This window comes from Virgisporangium aurantiacum, from assembly GCF_016863635.1.
Taxonomy (GTDB): Bacteria; Actinomycetota; Actinomycetes; order Mycobacteriales; family Micromonosporaceae; genus Virgisporangium; species Virgisporangium aurantiacum.
On sequence record NZ_BOPG01000009.1, the window covers coordinates 284,396 to 304,833 of the forward strand.

At 71.3% G+C, this 20,438-nt stretch carries 20 protein-coding genes; 12 read left to right on the forward strand and 8 right to left on the reverse strand.

Annotation, left to right across the window (positions count from 1 at the left end; translation table 11 throughout):
- The first annotated feature begins 351 nt into the window (after positions 1–351).
- The 3 genes from Vau01_RS07140 to Vau01_RS07150 all read left to right on the forward strand — a co-directional run bounded on the left by Vau01_RS07140 (position 352) and on the right by Vau01_RS07150 (position 2,287).
- Positions 352–528, forward strand: coding sequence for a hypothetical protein (locus Vau01_RS07140; protein ID WP_203988420.1), 177 nt, complete (start codon positions 352–354; stop codon positions 526–528).
- Positions 525–884, forward strand: a complete 360-nt coding sequence (locus Vau01_RS07145) for a PIN domain-containing protein (RefSeq protein ID WP_203988421.1) — start codon at positions 525–527, stop codon at positions 882–884. Before Vau01_RS07140 ends, Vau01_RS07145 begins: the two co-directional genes overlap by 4 nt.
- Positions 885–2,116: 1,232 nt before the next feature.
- Positions 2,117–2,287 carry a hypothetical protein gene (locus Vau01_RS07150; protein WP_203988422.1) on the forward strand — a complete coding sequence of 57 codons (171 nt, stop codon included), beginning with the start codon at positions 2,117–2,119 and terminating at the stop codon, positions 2,285–2,287.
- 52 nt (positions 2,288–2,339) lie between these two features.
- On the opposite strand, the gene Vau01_RS07155 is transcribed toward Vau01_RS07150, so the two are convergent.
- Positions 2,340–3,428: an NAD(P)H-binding protein gene (locus tag Vau01_RS07155; protein ID WP_239151400.1), complete on the reverse strand. Its 1,089-nt coding sequence runs from the start codon at positions 3,426–3,428 to the stop codon at positions 2,340–2,342.
- A gap of 79 nt (positions 3,429–3,507) precedes the next feature.
- Here Vau01_RS07155 and Vau01_RS07160 point away from each other — a divergent pair, with 79 nt between their 5' ends.
- Positions 3,508–4,488 (forward strand): GlxA family transcriptional regulator, encoded by a 981-nt coding sequence (locus Vau01_RS07160; protein ID WP_203988426.1) that lies wholly within the window; start codon positions 3,508–3,510, stop codon positions 4,486–4,488.
- Here the strand turns inward: Vau01_RS07160 and Vau01_RS07165 are convergent.
- Entirely contained in the window at positions 4,464–5,099 is a 636-nt protein-coding gene (locus Vau01_RS07165) for a DedA family protein (protein WP_203988427.1), read from the reverse strand. The genes Vau01_RS07160 and Vau01_RS07165 overlap by 25 nt on opposite strands.
- 134 nt (positions 5,100–5,233) lie before the next feature.
- Here Vau01_RS07165 and Vau01_RS07170 point away from each other — a divergent pair, with 134 nt between their 5' ends.
- The 4 genes from Vau01_RS07170 (at position 5,234) to Vau01_RS07185 (ending at position 8,514) form a co-directional block, all read left to right on the forward strand.
- Positions 5,234–6,502: a sensor histidine kinase gene (locus tag Vau01_RS07170; protein WP_203988428.1), complete on the forward strand. Its 1,269-nt coding sequence runs from the start codon at positions 5,234–5,236 to the stop codon at positions 6,500–6,502.
- The gene (locus Vau01_RS07175) at positions 6,499–7,185 is read left to right on the forward strand and encodes a response regulator (RefSeq protein ID WP_203988429.1); all 687 of its coding nucleotides are present in this window, start codon (positions 6,499–6,501) and stop codon (positions 7,183–7,185) included. Before Vau01_RS07170 ends, Vau01_RS07175 begins: the two co-directional genes overlap by 4 nt.
- A 32-nt stretch (positions 7,186–7,217) precedes the next feature.
- Positions 7,218–8,186, forward strand: coding sequence for a GNAT family N-acetyltransferase (locus Vau01_RS07180; RefSeq protein ID WP_203988430.1), 969 nt, complete (start codon positions 7,218–7,220; stop codon positions 8,184–8,186).
- Positions 8,187–8,283: 97 nt separating this feature from the next.
- Positions 8,284–8,514, forward strand: a complete 231-nt coding sequence (locus tag Vau01_RS07185) for a hypothetical protein (protein WP_203988431.1) — start codon at positions 8,284–8,286, stop codon at positions 8,512–8,514.
- 167 nt (positions 8,515–8,681) lie between these two features.
- Here the strand turns inward: Vau01_RS07185 and Vau01_RS07190 are convergent, their stop codons facing one another.
- From Vau01_RS07190 to Vau01_RS07215, 6 genes are all read right to left on the reverse strand, one after another.
- Positions 8,682–9,548 carry an SGNH/GDSL hydrolase family protein gene (locus Vau01_RS07190; protein WP_203988432.1) on the reverse strand — a complete coding sequence of 289 codons (867 nt, stop codon included), beginning with the start codon at positions 9,546–9,548 and terminating at the stop codon, positions 8,682–8,684.
- A gap of 61 nt (positions 9,549–9,609) precedes the next feature.
- On the reverse strand, positions 9,610–10,134 hold the full coding sequence (locus Vau01_RS07195; protein ID WP_203988434.1) for a hypothetical protein: 525 nt from the start codon (positions 10,132–10,134) through the stop codon (positions 9,610–9,612).
- Positions 10,134–11,738, reverse strand: a complete 1,605-nt coding sequence (locus Vau01_RS07200; RefSeq protein WP_203988436.1) for an Hsp70 family protein — start codon at positions 11,736–11,738, stop codon at positions 10,134–10,136. The genes Vau01_RS07195 and Vau01_RS07200 overlap by 1 nt, the downstream gene beginning before the upstream one ends.
- A 172-nt stretch (positions 11,739–11,910) precedes the next feature.
- A complete protein-coding gene (locus Vau01_RS07205; RefSeq protein WP_203988438.1) occupies positions 11,911–12,672 on the reverse strand; it encodes an SDR family NAD(P)-dependent oxidoreductase in 762 nt (253 codons plus the stop codon).
- Positions 12,673–12,682: 10 nt separating this feature from the next.
- Entirely contained in the window at positions 12,683–12,949 is a 267-nt protein-coding gene (locus Vau01_RS07210) for an acylphosphatase (RefSeq protein ID WP_203988439.1), read from the reverse strand.
- Positions 12,950–12,963: 14 nt separating this feature from the next.
- Positions 12,964–14,994, reverse strand: coding sequence for a DUF6351 family protein (locus Vau01_RS07215; RefSeq protein ID WP_203988440.1), 2,031 nt, complete (start codon positions 14,992–14,994; stop codon positions 12,964–12,966).
- A 150-nt stretch (positions 14,995–15,144) separates the two neighbouring features.
- Here Vau01_RS07215 and Vau01_RS07220 point away from each other — a divergent pair, with 150 nt between their 5' ends.
- The 4 genes from Vau01_RS07220 (at position 15,145) to Vau01_RS07235 (ending at position 20,419) form a co-directional block, all read left to right on the forward strand.
- Entirely contained in the window at positions 15,145–16,170 is a 1,026-nt protein-coding gene (locus tag Vau01_RS07220) for an aspartate-semialdehyde dehydrogenase (protein ID WP_203988441.1), read from the forward strand.
- 222 nt (positions 16,171–16,392) lie between these two features.
- Positions 16,393–16,725 (forward strand): hypothetical protein, encoded by a 333-nt coding sequence (locus Vau01_RS07225; protein WP_239151377.1) that lies wholly within the window; start codon positions 16,393–16,395, stop codon positions 16,723–16,725.
- 2 nt (positions 16,726–16,727) lie between these two features.
- Positions 16,728–18,122, forward strand: a complete 1,395-nt coding sequence (locus tag Vau01_RS07230; protein WP_203988442.1) for an FAD-binding oxidoreductase — start codon at positions 16,728–16,730, stop codon at positions 18,120–18,122.
- A complete protein-coding gene (locus tag Vau01_RS07235; protein WP_239151378.1) occupies positions 18,119–20,419 on the forward strand; it encodes a S8 family serine peptidase in 2,301 nt (766 codons plus the stop codon). Before Vau01_RS07230 ends, Vau01_RS07235 begins: the two co-directional genes overlap by 4 nt.
- Positions 20,420–20,438: the final 19 nt, after the last annotated feature.

The window sequence follows — 20,438 nt, forward strand, 5'->3', positions numbered from 1 at the left end:
CTCTTCTCAATCAAGGGCCGCGCTCCGCGCGGCCTGGCGCGGTAACCCGGCCCAGCGGTCATCCGCCCCGGCTGCCTGCGGCACCGGGGCGGTAAGCCGCCTGACGGGCCGGCCAGCCGCCAAACTCGAACTTCCAATGCATGTCGATCGCCAGCCCCGGCCACCACCGTCGAGTGCAGGGGTGGTAGCTGCCGCGCCGCTTCGCGGCTTGCCACCGAATCAACATCCCCGGCCGCCGCCGAGGTCGATGAGGACCAGGCCGACGCAGCCGTCCCCGCCGGTGGTACGGCCATGCCGTCATCGAAGGTTTCGGGCTCACGGGCAACGCCCCGGGATTGGTACCGTCGAGACATGAGTCAGGCGACCCCGGACCAGACCCATCCGAGCCCGAACGCGGAACGTGTTCGCGAGGCATTGGGATGGGATCGGCTGCCTGAGTTGACGGCCGAAGAGCGCGAGGAGTTCAACGCCGAGCAGCGCCGAGCCGACGAAGAGGCCCGCCGCTTCTACGCCAACCCAGCCGCGTGACCGAGGCCCGCATCTTCGACCACACGGCGATCATCGCCTACTTCCAAGGCAACCGACGCCTCTTCGAGTTCTGGCAGCAGGCCGACCGGGGCGAACTCACCCTCGTAATGCCCGCCGTCGCGGTCGCTGAGGCGAACAACGTGCTCGGCGCGACGAGCGACGCCTGGCGACCCGTGCTCGACCCGGGCCAGGTGATCGTTACCCCGCTGGACCAGTCGACCGCCATCGACACCGGGCAGAGCATCGGCTCCGTCGTCGTGCGGCACGTGCTGTACGAGGCGCGCAGCACCCAGGGCGTCATCGTCACCAGCTCGCCCTGGCAGTACCCCGCCGGCGTACCGATCTGGCCGTTCTGACCGACCCGCATGAATGCGGCCGGCCCGCGCTGCGGCTGCTGGCGGCCTCCGGCCGGCATCGCCGCGCGCCGCCGGGGACGGCGATCGGGGCGAACTGATCAGGCGGTCGCGCTTGGGGCACGCTTGGGGCAGCAGCGCCGATATCGTCCCCGGAACGCCGTGCCAGACCAACGCACACCAACGCCATGACCTGCGCATACGCCGAAGTCGCCGGTCACAACGGCTGTAACAACCTGATTCGGGACGAAGAGGTCGTCGGTTCGAATCCGGCCACCCCGACAGCAGGTCAGAGGGCCACTCCCATCATCGGGAGTGGCCCTCAGTCGTTGCAGGGGGTCTCCAGCGGTTGGCCTTCTGCGTCACGTCCGTGCCGGAGTGCCGACGAGATCGGCGATGTTCTCCAGCGACAAGCCGAGCGCCGAGGCGACCGACACGAAGCTGTGTCGCGGTTCCCGAGGGGTCCACGCGTTCGGGTTGAGGCCAGCGAGCTTGACACCCGGCGTTCGCCCTACTGCAACGGCAGTTGAGGTTGTCCCTCAATCGATCTTGCAGTTGTGGTGCCTGCCAAAACGTGATAAAGCCACCGCAACCCGGCACCACAACTGCAAGATCGACTTTTGCGGGCTGGTAACTGTGGTGGTTGTGGATGGCGTGCGGGTTGGCCTGATCGGCTCGGAACGAGTGGCTTTGGGCTTGTGCGGGCACTTTTTGCAGTCCTGGCTACAAAATGTGTCCGCTCAGTGCCGCGCACCCGGGGTGGCCGCTGCTGTTACGAGTTCAGTTTTCGCACCAGAGCGACCACAGCCGAACTCGTAAGCGTGCCAACGCCGCCTCCGACGGGCACGCACACGCACCACCTGAACGGTTACGCGGGCTGATCTCCCAACCCGCAATGAGGCGTCGGGTTGGGTCCGCGAACTGCGCGCGATCGGGCACATTCGCCACATTCCGTTGCAGTACCAAGACACACTCGCTCCGGATGAACAAAAGTCGGACAGTGGCGCGAGGTGAGTGGCGGAACTGGGTGTCGTACTGACAAACACGCGCGCAATCAGCGTTGCCACCAGGCGCGACCAGGGCAACCGCACGATACGCGCTGGAGAAGCACGTGACACCGGTTGCTTTGTATTTGGTTATGACAGGGCTCAGGCCCGCGGCGGTACACATTTCTGCTGCGGGTGCGCGACGATCGATCCCCTGAACTGTTAGTCCGACAACAGAAGGGATTCGGTGTGGAAGAGGCGGAGAAGCAACGCCGCTTGGCGGTTCTCGGCATCGCATTGTCCGTCATACAGACGGCCATCGCGTTGAGCGAGGCGGAGCCAGGCACGGCATTGGCGACCTGGCTCCTCCTGCTCGTCATCGTCACGGCGATAGCTTGCCGGCTGAGTCCGCGACGCTGACTGCGGTAGTGCCCTCGTTGCGTGTACTGCACAACGCAGACACGCAACGAGGTTACCGGGATCCCACCTCGGAGACGACGGCCGGAGCCAGCGCGTCCAGGAACTCCCGCGCGTCGAACACCGCGCCCGCCGATGCGACGCCACTGCCGGCGGCGGCCAGGGTCCGGCCATCGAGGATGCGCTCGACGGCCAGCACGGCCAGCGGCGCGCTGACGGCGTAGATGTCCCGGCCGCGCGCCACCGCGCGGCGCTTCCGGCCGTTCCGGTGCACGACGACGTCGACGACGAACCGCTGCTCGGACGGCCCCGACGCGGGCGGAGCCGGCGTGTCCGGCGAGGCTATGTCCCGGGCCGCCTCGACCGTCATGTACGTGCGCACAGACGGTACCGACAGGTGGCTGGGCACGGTCACGATGTCGGCCATCGAGAACTCCGCGATGACCTTGCGGCTGCCGATCGGCTCGGGGAAGATCCACTCCTGCGGGGCCAGCAGCGCGTGGTCGACGTACTCCAGTTGGCCGCCGCTGAAGCGGACTCGGCGGCCGGCGCGGCGTTCGCGGGAGACCTGGCCGGCGGCGCGGGTTCCGGCCGTCGGGTGCCAACGGTCCAGGCCGTACGCCACCTGAATCTCGTCGGCCTCGGCCCAGTCGCCCATCGCCGCGGTCGCCAGCAGATCGCCGAGGCCGCCGAAGAACGCCATCGCGGGCACGACCAACGCATCCGAGGCGCCAGAAGAGGCGCCAGAGAAGGCGCCAGAGAAGGCGCCAGAGAAGGCGCCAGAAGAGGCGCCAGAAGAGGCGCCAGAAGAGGCGCCAGAAGAGGCGCCGGAAGAACGGCGGAGCGTGTCGACATTGGCCTCGATCTCTGCGGCGACGTCAACGTACGGGATGCCGGCGCGCGATGCCGCCTCGATCACCGGTGCCGCGGTCACGGCGAACGGCCCGGCGCAGTTGATGACCGCGTCGGCCCCGGCCAGCGCGCGATCCAACGACGCGGGGTCGTCGACCGAGGCCGGCCGCGCGTCCAGGCCCGGAAACAACGCCAGCTTGTCCGGATCGCGGCCCGCCACCACGGGAACAAAACCACGATCGACCAACTCCGCCACGACGAACCGGCCCGTGTGCCCGTACGCCCCGTACACCGTCACGGTGCGACCTGAAAGTTTCACCCGGTCATGGTGTCGGGCCCGGACTCGCCGCACGAGCGTCCGGAACGACGAGATGCGTACAATTTCGGACGTGAGCACAGGAGGCGACAGAAGCACAGTCGGAATCGCCATCGCCGACGGGATCCTCCACTTCGAGCTGGCCCTGGCGTACGAGCTGTTCAGCGCGGTAGCCGACCGGTACGACCTGATGATCTGCGGCGCCGGGCCGGTCCGGGCCGACGGCCGCTTCCTGCTGGAGCCCGACCACGGCCTCGACCGGCTCGTAGAAGCCGACACGGTGATCGTTCCCGGCTGGGCCGAGCTCGACGTCGACCCGCCGGCCGACCTCGTCGCCGCCGTGCGGGCCGCCCACGAGGCCGGAGCCCGCATAGCGTCGCTGTGCACCGGCGCCTTCGTCCTCGCCGCCGCCGGGCTGCTCGACGGGCGCCGCGCCACGACCCACTGGCTCTACGCCGACGCGTTGGCCGCGCGGTACCCCCGGATCGACGTCGACCCGGACGTCCTCTACGTCGACGAGGGCAGCGTGCTCACCTCCGCCGGCAAGGCCGCCGCGATGGACCTGTGCCTGCACCTGGTCCGCCTCGACCAAGGCTCGGTCGTCGCCAACGCGATCGCGCGCCGGCTCGTGGTGCAGCCGCACCGCCCCGGCGGCCAGGCCCAGTTCGTCACCACACCCGTTCCGGAGCCGCACGACCGGCCCTTCAGCGAGCTGCTCGCCTGGGCGGCCCAGCGGTTGAACGAGCCGCTGACGGTCGACGACCTGGCCCGCCGCGCGAACCTGAGCACCCGTCACCTCGGCCGCCACTTCCGGTCCGCGACCGGCACCACCCCGCTGCAGTGGCTGCTGACCCAGCGCATCCGGCGGGCCCAGGAACTGCTGGAAACCACCGACGACAGCATGGACGCGATCGCCGGGGCCACCGGCATGGGCACCGCGACCACGTTGCGCCGCCACTTCGGCCGCACCGTCGGCGTCACGCCGGGCACCTACCGGCGGACCTTCCGCAGTCAGGCTCCGCCAACCGGGGCGTGAAGCCTGGCAACCGGACGGCGTCGGCGCGGTCGAACAGCGGTCGCCGCGCGGCTCCGCGCGGCGGCGCCCGCGCGATTCCGGCGGACCAGTTCGATGACGCCGCCGAGCACGAACGACAGGCCGAGACCGACCGCGAGGCCGAGCAGCGGATGCTCGGCGAACGCCGCCCCACCCAGGTAACCCAGCCCGGCCGTGTACGCGGCCCAGGCGACGGCCGCGATCGCCGACGCCGGGCTGAACCGCGACAGCGGCACCCCGGCCGATCCGCAGGCCAGATTCATCGTCACCCGCCCGCCCGGGAGAAAACGCGAGGTGACGATCAGCAGCCCGGCCCGGCGATCGAGGTGCCGGCCCGCCGCGGCGACGGCCCGGCTGATCCGCTCGGACCGGCCGATCAGCCGGGGGCCGAAGACGCTGCGGGCGAGGCCGTACGCGAGGTGGTCGCCGATGAAGACGCCCAACGCCGTGGCCACGATCACCAGCAGCATGCTCGGCGCGTAGACACCGGCCGCCAGCACCACCGCCTCCGACGGGATCATCGGCAGCACGCCGTCCAGGCTGGTCAGCCCGGTGAGCAACGGGTACAGCAGCGGAGAGGTCATGATGTCCATGCGCCGAAGGGTCGGCGTGCGGTTCGGGTCGGGGCGTCTGCCTGCGGAGGCATTGCACGTCACCATGACGTAGGGGGTCGGATACCTCTCCAGTTGGACGCCGCCGCGCGGGTGATCTCGGTAGGGTCGCCCGCGTGACGAGATCGGAGCGGCTGCGGCGGGTGGTCGGCGACCGCGTCGGCGCGCTCCGCGCGTTCGCAGCGCGTCGCCTCGCGTCCCGTCTCCACGCGCGGCCCGAAACGTCGTGGTTGTTGTGGTGGGTGTTCACGGGCGTGCTCGCAGTGGTGGCGCTGCCGCTCAACGTAGCGATCGCCGCCGAGAGTTTCGACGTGAACCCGCTGGTCGCGTTCCTGGTGGGCATCGGGCAGAGCACCGCGCTACTGCTGCTCCTGGTGCGCCCGAAGGCGGCCACCGCGTTGCAGTTCGTGTCGGTCGCCGTCATGTCGGTGGCCCTCCCGCCCGACTCGGGCTCGCCCTGGCCGCTGACGGTCATCGGGATGATGGCGTTGATGGCGCACGTCGGGCTGATCGCCGGCCGGTACCCGCGACGGACGGCGCTGTCGGTCTGGTGGGCGAGCGTCGTGCTCCTCACCCTGCTGGTGCTGCTCGATCCGCGCGGCCGGTCGATCAGCGACGGGCTGGGGGCCATGCTCGCCTACCTGATCCAGTCGGTGATCGTGCTGGGCGCCGTCGTGCTGGCCCGCCGCTGGCGGCAGATCCGCCGCGAGCTCGCCGACGCGCGGCACGACGTCGAGGTCGAGCAGAGCCAGCGGGCGGTCGTCGAGGAACGCACCCGGATCGCGCGGGAGTTGCACGACGTCGTCGCGCACAGCATGTCGGTGATCCACATGCAGTCGACGTCGGCGTCCTACCGTCTCCCCGACCTCGACCCGGCCGCCAAGGCCGAGTTCACGCAGATCGCCGCCGCGGCCCGATCGGCGATGCGCGAGATGCGGCAGCTGCTGGCGGTCCTGCGGGACGAAGGCGCAGACGCCGAACTGACGCCGGTGCCCGACCTGGCCCGCGTCGCGGAGCTGGTCGAGTCGGCCGAGCGGGCGGGCGTTCCGGTGGAGCTGCGCATGGCCGTGCCGGCGGCGACGCCCGCGGAGAGCGTCACCGTCGCCGCGTTCCGGATCATCCAGGAGTCGCTGAGCAACGTCATCCGGCACGCGCCCGGCGCCCGCACGGTGGTGAGCGTCGACGTCGACGGTCCCGACCTGGTCGTGGTCGTCGAGAACGACGCGGCGACGCTGCCGATCCTGAATACGGCGGGCGGTGGTGGGCACGGGCTGCGCGGGATGCGCGAGCGGGCCCGCCTGGCCGGCGGAATGGTGGAGACCGGTGCCCGCGACAGCGGCGGCTACCGGGTCGTGGCGAGGCTGCCGATCGGAGGTCCCGAGTGATCCGCACGTTGATCGTGGACGACCAGTCGATGATCCGGGTGGGTATCCGGGCGATTCTCGAGTCGCAGGACGACATCACGGTCGTCGGCGAGGCGGAGAACGGGCAACTCGGCGTGCAGCGGTGCCGCAGCCTGCGTCCCGACGTCGTTCTGATGGACGTGCGCATGCCGGTGCTCGACGGCCTGGCCGCCACGCGGGAACTGTTGGGACCGAACCGCGCCGGCGACCACACGCCGCGGATCCTCATGCTGACGACGTTCGACCTCGACGACTACATCTACGCCGCCCTGCAGGCCGGTGCCAGCGGCTTCATCCTCAAGGACAACGAGCCGGAGGACCTGCTGCGCGCCGTCCGGGTGGTCGCCGGCGGCGAGGCGCTGCTGGCGCCGACCATCACGCGTCGTCTCATCGAGAACTTCGTCGAGGCGCGGCCGCGCCGGCCGGCCGGCACCACCGCACTCAACGCCCTCACCGACCGCGAGCGCGAGGTGCTCCGCCTCCTGGCGTTGGGAATGTCGAACGCCGAGATCGCGGCGGCGCTGTTCATCTCCGAGCAGACCACCAAGACCCACGTGAGCCGGATCCTGCAGAAACTCAACCTCCGTGACCGCGTGCAGGCCGTCGTGTTCGGTTACGAGACCGGCCTCGTCACCCCGGGCGGCGAACCCGGTAAAACAAGGTGACGCCCGAGCGCGGGGTCCATACGGTCGGCCGCATGCGCGAAGCATTGACGTGGCGTCCCCTCAACACGGAAGACGCGAAAGCGTCGGCCGACCTCCTCGCCGCCATCGAGGCCGTCGACCGGATCGGCGAGAACTACACCGAGGAGGACACCTTCCAGGAACTGGTTGACCCCTACGCCGACCTGGAGCGGGCCAGCCTCGCCGCCTTCGACGGCGACGTGATGGTCGCCTTCATGAAGGCCAGGTACAAGCCGGTCGCGGAAGACGTCCACCGGATCCTCATCGACGGCGGGGTGCACCCGGGCTACCGGCGCGGGCGCATCGGCACCACCCTCCTCAAGGCCGGCATGGCGGCGTCGAAGGACCTGCACGAGCGCCACCACCCGGGGCTGCGACTCGTGCTCGAGGTCCAGAAGGCCGAGCACACCGCCGGCGTGGCCGAACTCCTCGGCTTCCACGGCTTCGCGCCGATCCGCTACTACCAGCACATGGAGCACCCGCTGGGCGCGGCGATCCGGGACACGCCGATCCCCGCCGGTCTCCGCATCGAGCCGTGGTCAGACCGGAACGACGAGGAGTTCCGGATGATCCGGAACGAGTCCTTCAGGTTCCACTGGGGTACGGCACCGATGACCGCCGATGCCTGGCAGAACCGGATCACCAATCACACGTTCCGGCCCGACGTCAGCTTCCTCATGCGCGACGAGGCGACCGGCGCTCCGGCCGGCATGCTCGTCACCATGTACTGGGAGGCCGACACCGTGGCCACCGGCATCCGTGACGCGCATTTCATGGTCATCGGCACCCTCGCGGAGTACCGGCGGCGGGGCGTGGCCAGCGCGCTGATCGCGCACGCGTTGCGGGCGGCCGGCGATCGGGGTTACGGCCGCGCCAGCCTGCGGGTCGACTCGGCGAACGGCTCGGGGGCGTTCGGGGTCTACGAGAAGGCGGGCTTCACGTCGAGACTGCGGTTCGTGCGCTGGGCGCTTGAAGCCTCGTAGCCGCCCAGGTCAGGCTCAATTTATGTGGTACAGAAACTGGCCTTGATCAGCGAAATTAAGGGTTCTGATCAAGACGTTTTTGTGGTACGGTAAATGGGTGAACGAGCAGCAGATCCCGCGCCGTGGACGCCCCCGGACAGGCGTCACCCCGAAGCGGAACATCCGCGTCGGTCACGTCTGGGATCAGGCCGCCGCGATCGCCGAGGCTCGCGGCGAGACCATGACCGCTGTCATCGAGCGCGCCCTGCACTCCTATGTCAACCGCAACCGTTCCATCGCCGAGGCGCTCGCGGCCGACGCCGCGCAGGAGACCCGGCACGCGGGCTGATGCCCGCCGCGGCTGCGGTTTCCACCACCCTCCGTGATGAGCGGCGCGGCTCAAGCGCGCGCTGATCACCGGCTCCTCTCCAGACCCTGAAAGGGGTAGCGAGGCCGCGCACGGCGGAGGTGCCCTCGACCGGCGAGGGCACCTCCGCTTCGCTGCTTACGAGCTCTTTACGAGACGCCCGCGGTCACGGCCGTCGCCATGCCGCGCTCGCCGGCGGCGTTCGGGTGGAACGGCGCCGCCGACGTGGCCGGCACCAGGCCCTCGACCCAACGCGTGCCCGAACCCCGGCAGGCGTCATGGCCGATCGACGGCGTGTACGTGTCGACGAACCGCGCGCCGTTGGCGGCGGCGGTGTTGGCGAGCATCGCGTTGAGCGACTTCTCCACGCCGCGCAGGTAGGGCACGTCGCCGTAGGCGATCGGCACCACCGGCCAGCAGCCGTACCCGGTGTCGGGCACGATCGCCGGGTACCCGACCACCGCCACGCGGGCGTTCGGCGCCTTGGCCCGGACGGCCTGGAGGACGGCGGCCACCTTCGGCGCGGTGGCGGCGATGCGGGCCTGCAACTGGTCGGTGCCGCCGGCCGTGTACCGGTTCTTGCACGGGGTGCCGAACGGGCTGTTGACGCTCTCCTCGGCACAGGTGGTGATGATGTCGCTGAAGCCGATGTCGTTACCCCCGATGCCGACCGTCACCAGCGCCGTGGCCGCGGTGACCGCGTCGAGTTGCGCCGGCACCGCGACGCCCAGCGTGCCCTCGCCCGGGTTCAGGATGTCGCCCGTGGTCGCGCCGCCGCAGCTCACGTCGACGAACGCCGAGGAGCCGATCGCCGACGCGGTGAGGGCCGGATAGTTGCGGTTCGAGCGGACGCAGTTCAGGTCCACCTGGGTCGGGATCAACGGCCCGGACGTGTAGGAGTCGCCGAGGGCGACGTACCGCCCGGTGGGCGCGGCGGCGCCGGCCGCGCTCGGGCCGGCGAAGACGATCGTGGTGGCGGCGAACAGGGCAACGAGTACGCGTGAGGTGCGACCCATGGCAACCCCCGTGGCGGCGGACGGTGCGGGAGATGAGTTTGCGCCGCCGCAGTGAACCACGTCAATGGGTTGCGCTGATCTCACTCTGCGTGGTCGATGCGAGGTGACGCCAGCGGAGCCCGACCGCGAGCGCGACCACACCGGCGACGAGATAGCCACCCCACCACTGGAGGGCCGACTCGTCGAACGGGCGGGCGTCGAGCATGAACACCAACGCGCTGCCGGCCAGCAGAGCCGTCGCCGGCACCAGCGCGAGCGCCACCCCGAACCGGTCGACGGCCATGGGTCCCGCGCGGTTGAACCGGTACACGCGCAGGGTCGTCGCCACCAGAAGGGCCAGCGCGGCCACCTGTTCGATCGGTCGCACCGGCCCGAGGTCGCCAACCGTGAGCAGCGCGCCCGCGGCGATGACGAGCCCGACCAGGCCACCGAACTCCACGGGCCCTGCCTGCACCTTCGGCGCCCGGACGCCGGGCACCGGTGCCGGCGACCGCGCGGACCGCACCGCCCAGATGACGGTCGCCCCACCGGCCAGCACCGCGGAGACGGACGTCAGCACCGCGTACGAGTTGACCGACTCGGCCATCAGGCCACCTCCATCGCGGCGTACGCGAGCATCACGACGGCGCCGATCCCGGCGAGGACGATCGCGGTCCAGTCGGCCACACGGGGTCCGGGACCCACGAGTCGCCAGGCCCGCCAGGCCGCGGCCGCGCCGATCAGCAGGCCGGCGACCAGCCAGGAGCTGGGCGCGCCCCAGTTGCCGTAGATGAGCAGCAGCACCATCGAGGCGAACCCCGCCGCCACGACGCCGTACAGCTCGGCAAGCCCGGTGCCGACCGCCCGGGCGGGTGTGGAAACGGCTGCGCCGGTCGCCTCGGAAGCGGGTGCGGCCATGGCCACGGAGACAACCGGCGGGGTGGTCCCACCGGTGGGAGGCCCGGAGACAGGACTGGTCGGCGGCCACGACGATTCGGACGGCGGCGTCGCGTATGGCGGCGGCGCGTACATCGGAGCCGGGCCGAACGGCCCCGCCGCGACGCCCGGCGACACGGGCATGCCGGGCGGAGGCGACACGGGCATGCCGGGCGGAGAAGACACGGGGACACCGGGCGGAGCCGACACCGGCGCGGCGAACGGTGCGGACGGTGGGGACGGTGGGGCGGATGGTGGCGCAGCCGCGGCCCCCGCGAGGTGGAGCGCGCCTTCGGCCACGACCAGTTGCGGCTCCTCCAGAACCGTCGGCGCCACGCCCGTCGCCCGGTGCAGCATCGTCGCGATCAGCGGGGTGCGCGTCGGTCCACCGACCAGGAACCAGCCGGCGACGGCGCCCGGCTGCACCCTCGCCTGCCGCAGCGTGCTCAGCGCCAGGTCGACGGTCCGCCGCAGCACCGGCTCGGCGGCCTGCTCGAACTGCTGACGGGTGAGCAGCACCTCCTCGTCGGCCGCCGGGATGAACATGCTCCCCGACGACTCGCGCGACAGCGCCTCGCGCAGGTGCCGCGCATCGGTCCACAGCATCGTGGTGTGCCGCCGATCGGCCACCGTCTGTGGCGCCGACAGGCGTTGCCACAGCTCAGGTTTCAGCACGGTGCGGGCGTGCGAAAGCACAAGCGCGTCGAGGTCGATCCCGCCCACGTCGTCGAGGCCCTGACAGGACAGGTCGCGGAAGCCGTCCGGGGTCCGCTGCACCACGCTCACGTCGCACGTGCCGGCGCCCAGGTCGTAGACGACCACGCACTGTCCGATGTGGACGGCGTGCCCCAGCACCGCGGCGAAGTACGTCGCCGCCGCGACCGGCTCGGGCACCAGGGTCGGCGGCGGCAACCCGGCGGCGGCAGCCGCGTCGAGCAGCACCTGGCGACGGGCCGCGCCCCAGGTGGCCGGGCACGTCATCGTCACCGACGGGGGCGTCCCGCCCAGGGTCCGCGCGACCTCGTCACGCACCCGGGCCAGTACCGCCGCCACCAGATCGGTGACGCTGTACGCCCGCTCGCCCAGCAGAACGTCCAGGTCGTCGATGCGCCGTTTCGGGTGCGGTTCGAAGCGCTCCGGCGCGAGCCGGGCGGACCGCTCGGCGTCACGCCCGACCAGGATCCGACCGGCGTCGTTGATGAACACGGCCGACGGCAGCAGCGGCGACGAGTCGAACAGCAACGGCCGGATGCGGCCGTCCGGGCTGCGGATCACCGCCACCGTGCTAGACGTTCCGTAGTCGATACCAAGCGCAGCGTCTGGCACGTCGAGCAGCATAAGGATCGCCGCTCGGGAGCGGCGATCGGGCGATCGGCCCGCGTCACCCGCCCGGTTCGGCGAGCCGATCAGGGCACGTGGTCAGGAGACGACGGTCAGGAAACGACGGTCAGCCGGCCTGTTCGGTCGGGCGCACCAGAAGCTCGTTGATCGCCACGTGCCGCGGCCGGGTGACGATGTACAGCACCGTGTCGGCGATGTCCTCCGCCTGCAGGCGTTCCACGCCCTTGAACCGGGCCATGATCGCCTCCATGACCTCCGGCCGGTTGTGCTCGCGCAGTTCCGTGTCGGTGGCACCCGGCTCGACCAGCGAGATCCGCACGTGCTTCTGCGTCACCTCCTGGCGCAACGCCTCGCTGAACGCGCCGACCCCGAACTTCGTCGCGTTGTAGACGCCGCTGCCCGAGCGGGCCACCCGGCCGGCCACCGAGCTGACGTTCACCATGTCCGAAACGCGGCGCGGGCTGTCCGAAGCCGCCCGCACCAGGTGCGGCAGCGCGGCGTGCGCGCAGTACAGCAGGCCGAGCAGGTTGACGCGCACCATCCGGTCCCACTCCTCGGTGGGCGCGTCGGTCACCGGACCGAGCAGCATGACCCCGGCGTTGTTCACGAGGGTGTCGAGCCGGCCGAGTTCGGCCACCGTGCGCTCGACCGCGGCGATCGCCTGCTCCTGATCGGTGACGTCGGCCTCGATCACCAGCGCCGTGCCGCCGGCGTCACGGATCCGCCCCGCGAGCGTCTCCAACCGGTCGGCCCGACGGGCCACCAGCGCCACCCCGGCACCCTGCGCGGCAAGCTGTTCGGCGGTCGCTTCGCCGATGCCGCTCGACGCGCCCGTGACGAGCGCGACCGTTCCGTCCAACCGCACCATTGACGCCCACCTATCGCACGACGAACTCGGTCAATCCCTCGGCGGGTTCGGTCTGCACCGCGATGTCGGCGACGGCCGACAGACCGGGCCCGTGCTCCGCCCACTCCACCATCGCGTCGACCTGCTCCACGGTCCCCTCGAACACCGCCTCGACCCGGCCGTCACCGAGGTTGCGGACCCAGCCGGTGACCCCGCGCTCGGTGGCCACCCGCCGGCAGGTGTCGCGGTATCCGACGCCCTGCACCCGCCCGGAGATCAGAACCCGCCGACGGATCATGGGCAAACCCTAACTCAGTACGACTGCCACACACCCGCCAACCCGCGATGCCCGACGCCGGGCCGCGAGTAGTCACAGACGCCGGTCGGGAACACCGCCCGCAGCCGTGCCTTCTGCTCCGTCGTGAACCCGGTGAGGTCCAGCGGCTTCAGCTGACACTTGAGGACGTCGTTGCGCAACGGCGCGCCCGCCGCGATCCGGGTGTCGGCGAACGACGGGTAGAGCGTGTCGCAGGTGCCGGTCCCCTTCCACCGCAACGGTTCGGCGACGCGCTCGCCGGCGGCGGTCCAGCAGCCGTCGCGGAGGTCCGCCGGGCGGTTGCGGAGCATCTTCGCGCGGCCGTCGCCGTGACGCCGGTCGGCGGCGATCGCGGTGAGCCACGCGTCCATGGACGCGAGCGCGTACCCGGACCGGTCGGTGCCGAGCGGCGTCACCAGCATCGCCTGTCCCGCCGCGCCGGACGGCCCGTACGCGTCCACCAGGCGCTGCCGCACCGTGAAACTCCAGAACCGGGTGTGGATGTCGTTCACCGCGTCGGTGTACGCGCGCAGGTCGATGACCGGCGTCGCGGCCAGGCCGCCCGTGCCCGCGAGCACCAGCCCGCTGCGGTACGACCGGGTCAACGCGAGCGGGTCGGCCGCGGTGCGGGCCGCGACCACGTTTCCGGCGACGTCGTAGCCGCCGACCTTTTCGTTGATGTCGACGAACTGCTCGGCCGTGATCCGGCCGGCCTTCAACGCATCAAGACCGTATTGGACGCCCACATTGTCGTTGTAGCCGCGCGCGAACCCGGTGGCCGGGTCGCGTCCCAACTGGGTCACCAACTGCTCGGCGGTGGTGCACTTGATGCCGCCCGGGTTGGTCGTCGGGTTGTACAGGTACTGCACCGGAATCGCCGGCGGGCACGCCTCGGTGGCGTTGCCGCGGCTCGCGAACGCCAGGTCCCAGTTGACGCACGAACCCCACGCGCCGTACCCGGACACCGCCTTCCGCTGGTCGTCGGTGTAGCCGGGGGTCGCGGTGAAGTACCGGTTCAGCAGGCGGCAGTCGCCGACCGTGCCGCCGGTGGTGACCGCGTCGGGGAAGGAGATCTGCGGGACGATGCCGTCGAGGATCCCGGGGTAGTTGTCGGCGATGTCGTACTGCTGGATCGCGCCGCCCGAGCCGCCCCAGCCGATCGTGTGCGCCGGCGGGCCGTACGTCTCGACGAAGTGCTCCTTGACCATCATCGCGACCTCGGCCGAGATGACGTAGCTGCAGTTGTTGTCGAGCACGTTCAGGCTCGACGTCGCGACCGCGTACCCCTGTGACAGGAAGAGGTCGTTGAGGACGCCGCCGGTGGTGGCGCCCTGGTGGTAGCCGACGTTGCAGCCGCCGCCGAACGTGTAGACCAGCCGCTTGTTCCACGCGTCGTGCGTGCGGGTGGGGCTGGGCGCCTGCCCGTCGTAGAGGGCCGCGATCTCGTAGACCGCGCGGTCGACGGTGCCGCGTTCGATCCGGACGACGTACGGCACCGTTCGACCGTTCACGGTGGTTACCGTCGCGTCGGGCGGGGTCAGGGCCGGATCGGGCAGCGCGGCGAACGTCCCCCGCGTCGTCCGGTACTGGTAGCTGACGACCGGCGGCGCCGCGCAGTTCGGCGGCGTCGCGGGTGCCAGACCGAACGCCGTTGTCTCGCAGAAGAACGGGACCTGTTGCGGTCCGCTGAAGACCGGACCCGTCACCGGGTGGTTGACCACCCGCACCGCTGCGGGCGACCCGCGGCGCACGGAGGCGGTGATCACGCTGCTGCCGAGCGGGAGCCCGTCGACGAGGCCGAGCCTCGACCCGTCCGCTTGGATCTTGAAGGCCTTCGTGACGTCGCGCCAACCGACCCGGACGGTGACCTGGCCGGTCCCGGTGACCCGCACGAGCGCGGATCCGCCCGTGACCAGAGTCGGCTTCGGGCTGGAGACGACGTCGATGTCGACCCTGCCGTTGCTCGCGTGAGCCGGTGCCGGGCCGACGAACAGGGACAGGACGACGACGGCGAGCAGCTTGCGCACGGGCGCACCACCTCGGGTCACCGGCCACCGGGCGGGATCGACGGCCGTGAGTCACGGTCATCCTGCACCCTCGGAGAAGAAAAATCACCGGCAGCGGCTGATTTGTCGCCGAGAGAGGCGACCGGCGAACCGTCGGTAGACTCTGGCCCTATGCGTATCGGCATTGTGGGAGCGACCGGGCAGGTCGGCGGCGTCATGCGCGCCATCCTGGCGGAGCGTGAGTTTCCGGTGGACGAGCTGCGGCTGTTCGCCTCGGCCCGGTCGGCCGGGCGAACCCTGCCGTGGAAGGGCACCGAGATCACGGTCGAAGACGCCGCCACGGCCGACTTCACCGGGCTCGACATCGTGCTGTTCTCGGCCGGCAAGGCCTCGTCGAAGGAGCTCGCGCCGAAGGTCGCCGCGGCCGGCGCCGTGGTGATCGACAACTCCTCGGCGTGGCGGCTCGACCCCGAGGTCCCGCTGGTGGTCAGCGAGGTCAACCCGCACGCGGTCGCCAACCGTCCGAAGGGCATCATCGCCAACCCCAACTGCACCACGATGGCGGCGATGCCGGTGCTGAAGCCGCTCCACGCCGAGGCCGGCCTGGTGAGCTTCGTGGCCGCCACCTACCAGGCCGTGTCCGGTTCCGGCCTCGACGGCGTGGCCGAGCTCGACGAGCAGGTGCAGAAGGTCGCCGCCGAGGCCGCCAAGCTCACCCACGACGGTGCGGCCCTCGCCTTCCCCGAGCCGAACAAGTACGCCCGTCCGATCGCGTTCAACGTGCTGCCGCTGGCCGGCTCCCTGGTCGACGACGGCTCCGACGAGACCGACGAAGAGCAGAAGCTCCGCAACGAGAGCCGCAAGATCCTGGAGATCCCGGACCTCAAGGTGTCCGGCACGTGCGTGCGCGTCCCCGTCTTCACCGGTCACTCGCTGCAGATCAACGCCCGGTTCGCCAACCCGATCACGCCGGTCCGGGCCCTCGCCCTGCTCGCCGACGCCCCGGGTGTGGTCCTCACCGACATTCCGAACCCGTTGCAGGCAGCCGGCCAGGACCCGACCTACGTCGGCCGCGTCCGCGCCGACGAGACCGCCGAGAACGGGCTCGCGCTGTTCTGCTCCAGCGACAACCTCCGCAAGGGCGCCGCCCTGAACGCCGTCCAGGTAGCCGAACTGATCGCCGCCGAACGCCGGTGAACCTCCTCGCGGCCCTGCCACCAAGCGTCGACCCGGTGGCGGCCGCGGCCACCGCGCCGGACGCTCCCGCGTGTTGCGCAGCTTCCTCGATCGTCCGACGTTGTTCCGCGTAATACCAGACAAAGCGGCCTGGACCGACCGAGCCCACCACAACCTCTACCGCGAACTGGCGACGCTCGAGGCGGCCAGGTGACGAGCGCTGCCCGGCTAAACTCGGCAATCATGATGCGACGCCGTCTCGCCGCCCTTGCCCTTGCCGCCGCCCTTGCCGGATCCGTTCTCGCCGGCTGCAGCAGCGAAGGTGCCGACGTCGACTGCAACCTCAACTCCTGCACCGTCACCATGGACCGTGGCGTCGACGCCTCGGCCAGCGTGCTCGGCGTCGACGTCAAGTTGCAGAGTGTCCAGGGTCAGCAGGTGACGCTCGACGTCGAGGGCAACACGGTCACGGTGCCGGTCGGCGCCGACGGCAGCACCCAGGTGGCCGGTCTCACCGTCACCGTGCAGTCGATCACCGACGACCAGGTGGTGCTGCAGGTCACCGGCGGCAACTAGGCGTGATCGAAGCACTGGCAGCGGCCTGCACGGATCTGATCACCGACCCCGACCTGCTCGTCTCCTACCAGCGCGACGAGGCCGACCTGTGCGATTCTGCGCCGCCGCTCGCGGTGGCCCGCCCGACGACCACAGACGAGGTGGCAAGACTCGTCGCCGTGGCGGCCGCGCACCGGATCCCGGTGGTGCCACAGGGTGCCCGCACCGGGCTCGCGGGCGGCGCCAACGCCGGCGCCAACGCGTTGGTGATCTCGATGACCAGGATGAACCGCATCCTGGGGGTCGACCCGGCCAACCGCACCGCAACCGTGCAGGCCGGCGTGATCAACCGGGCCCTCCGGGAGGCGGCGCGGGAGCACGGCCTCACCTACCCGCCCGATCCGGGTTCGTGGGAGACCAGCACGATCGGCGGCAACGTCGCCACCAACGCCGGCGGCATGTGCTGCGTGAAGTACGGCGTCACCGCCGAGTACGTCCTGGCGCTCACCGTGGTGCTGGCCGACGGCGAGGTGCTGCGCTGCGGCCGGCAGACCGCGAAGGGCGTCGCCGGGTACGACCTGGCCCGCCTGTTCGTCGGCTCCGAGGGGACGCTCGGCGTCATCACCGAGGTCACCGTCAAGCTTCGCCCGCAGGCCGAGCCGGGCCTCACCCTGGTGGCCGAGTTCCCGAGCGTGGCGGAGGCCGGTGCGGCGGTCGCGCGGATCACCGCCGCCGGCCTCACCCCGAGCCTGCTCGAACTCCTCGACGGCCCGATGGTCGCCGCGCTGGAGGCGTACCGGCCGATGGGGCTCGACACCGGCGTCGGCGCGCTCCTGCTGGCGTCCGCCGACACCGGGTCGAAGGCGGCGGACGATCTCGACAGGATCGCCGCCTGCTGCGGGTCCGCCGAGGTCCATCGGGCGACGGACGCCGAGGAGGCCGACGCCCTGCTGGCCGCCCGCCGCAACGCCCATCCCGCGCTGGAGCACCTGGCCGCGACCACGTTCCCGGGTGGCGGCGGTGCGGTGGTGGTCGACGATGTGGCCGTCCCGCGCAGCCGGCTCGTCGACCTCATCGAGGGCATCGCGCGGATCGGCGAGCGCACGGGCGTCATCGTCGCCACGGTCGGGCATGCCGGCGACGGCAACCTGCACCCCAACCTCATCATCGACCGCACCGACCCGGCCAGCCTCGCCGCCGGCCGCCGCGCGTTCGACGACATCATGGCGCTCGGCCTCGAACTCGGCGGGACGGTCACCGGCGAGCACGGCGTCGGCCTGCTCAAACGCGACTGGCTGGAGCGCGAACTCGGCCCGGTCGGCCTGCGCGTGCACCACGCGGTCAAGGCCGCGCTGGACCCCGCCGGCATCCTCAATCCCGGCAAGGTGATCGCACCACCAGTAGATTCACCGGCGTGAACCAGCCCCGGCCGCCGTTCTGGCACTTCGTCCTTGCTGTCCTGGTCGGCGGCTGGGTCATCGCGGTCACCGTCGTCGCCCAGTTCGTGTTGTACGCACTCGACGCGATCGCCGCCCTCACCCGGGGCGAGCCGGGCTCCGACGGCTCGCAGGTGCTCACCGGCATCGTCGCCGCGGTGCTGGTCGCCGTGCCGCCGGCGGTCCTGATGCGGCTGCCGCTCGCTCCGGGCGTCGCGGCGGCGATGCGGGCCTGGGCGCTGGCCGGCGCGGCCGCCGCGGTGCTTGCGGTGGCGCGGGCCGCACCGCTCTGGTTCCACGAGGCCTACCTTTGGGGACTCGCTGCGCTTGCGTTCGCGTGCCTGCTGCTCCCCTGGCTGAAGCGCACCGAACCGGCCCGCACCGGGGCGCATCCGCGCGCCGCGATGGTGACCGCCGCCGCGCTCGGGCTCGTCCTGCTGGTGCCGTGGGTCTACGTGGGTGCGCTCGGCGGGGTGGTCGAGACCGTCGGGGCGGCCGCGGCCGCGATCGCGCTGGGCGTGCTCGCCGGACGCATCGTCGAGCCGACCGCCCACGCGTACAGCGTGTACCGGCCCAACGGCTGGCGGGGGCATGCCAACGCGCTCGGCGTCGGGCTGGTACTGGGCGTCGCGATCGTGCCGCTCGCCGGTGCGGCGGGCGAGCCGGGCATCCCACTGATCCAGCTGTGCGTCCTGCCGATGCTGGGATTCGCGGTCGACGTGCTGCGGCGCGGCACGGCGGTCCTGGTAGCGCTGACGGCGTTCGGGCCGCTGACGTTCGTCGACCCGGAAGAGACCAGCCCGCTGCTGGGCGCGTCGGATGTCGGTTTCTGGGCACTGCTCGCCACGGCGGCCGCCTTCCTGATCACGGCGCTGGCTGCGGTGCTCGCCAGCATCGCCGCTCAGGCGTTCGGGCCGGGCGACATCGACATACCGATGCGACGTCCGGTCGCCGCCGGGCTCGTGGTCGCGCTCGCCCTGGGTGTTGGCGCCGTCTACGTCGCGGCCGGCCAGCCCGGCCTGTCCGGCGATCGGCTGTTCGTGGTGCTCAAGGAGCAGGCCGACCTGTCCGGGCTCAGCGCCGTGACCGACCGGACCGAGCGGCTGCGCCAGACGTACCGAAGGCTGGTCGACACCGCCGAACGCAGCCAGGTGGCGATCCGGCGGGACCTGCGCACGTGGAAGGTCGACGCCCGGCCGTACTACCTCGTCAACGGCCTCGAAGTGAACGGTGGCCCGGTGGTGCGGGCCTGGCTGGAACGACGGTCCGATGTCGACCGGGTGCTCACCAACCCGGTGCTGCGCCCGCTGCCGGGTGACCCGGAACCGATGCGCGGCGACGCGCCGAAACCCGACGGTCCACTGTGGAACGTCAAGGCACTGAACGCCGACCGGGTCTGGGAGTTCGCCGACGCCCGCGGCGCCGGCATCGTGGTCGGCTCGTCGGATTCCGGCGTCGACGGTGCGCATCCCGCGCTGGCGCCGGGTTTCCGGGGCGGCGACGACTCCTGGTACGACCCGTGGAACGACACGACCAGCCCCACCGACCAGAACGGGCACGGCACCCACACGCTCGGCAGTGCACTCGGCCGCGACGGAATAGGCGTCGCACCCGACGCCACCTGGATCGGCTGCGTCAACCTTGCCCGCAACCTCGGCAGCCCGTCGCATTACCTGGACTGCCTGCAGTTCATGCTCGCCCCGTTCCCCCACGACGGCGATCCGTTCCGCGACGGCCGGCCGGACCGGGCCGCCCACGTGCTCAGCAACTCGTGGGGCTGCCCCGAACTCGAAGGCTGCGACGGACGCGTCCTCCGGCCGGCGGTGGCCGCGCTGACCGCCGCCGGCATCTTCGTCGTGGTCGCCGCCGGCAACACCGGGTCGCGGTGCGGGTCGATCACCGACGAACCGGCGACCGATCCCGGTGCGTTCGCCGTCGGCGCGGTGACGGAGGACCGGGAAATCGCCGACTTCTCCAGCCGCGGACCGGTACCCGGCGCCAGCAAACCCGACGCGATGGCTCCCGGCGTCGACATCCTCTCGGCGCTGCCGGGCGGCGGCTACGGCGCACTCGACGGAACGAGCATGGCCGCGCCGCACGTGGCGGGTGTGGTCGCGCTGATGTGGTCGGCGAACCCGCGCCTCGTCGGAGACATCGGACGCACCGCCGACATACTGCGCTCGACGGCGCGGGTGTCCGGGCTCACGGGGTCCACCGGAAATGTGGCGACGAGCGCAACGTCCGCGGCGCGGGCGAGGTCGACGCGCTGGCCGCGGTGACCGCGGCCCGCGCGATGGG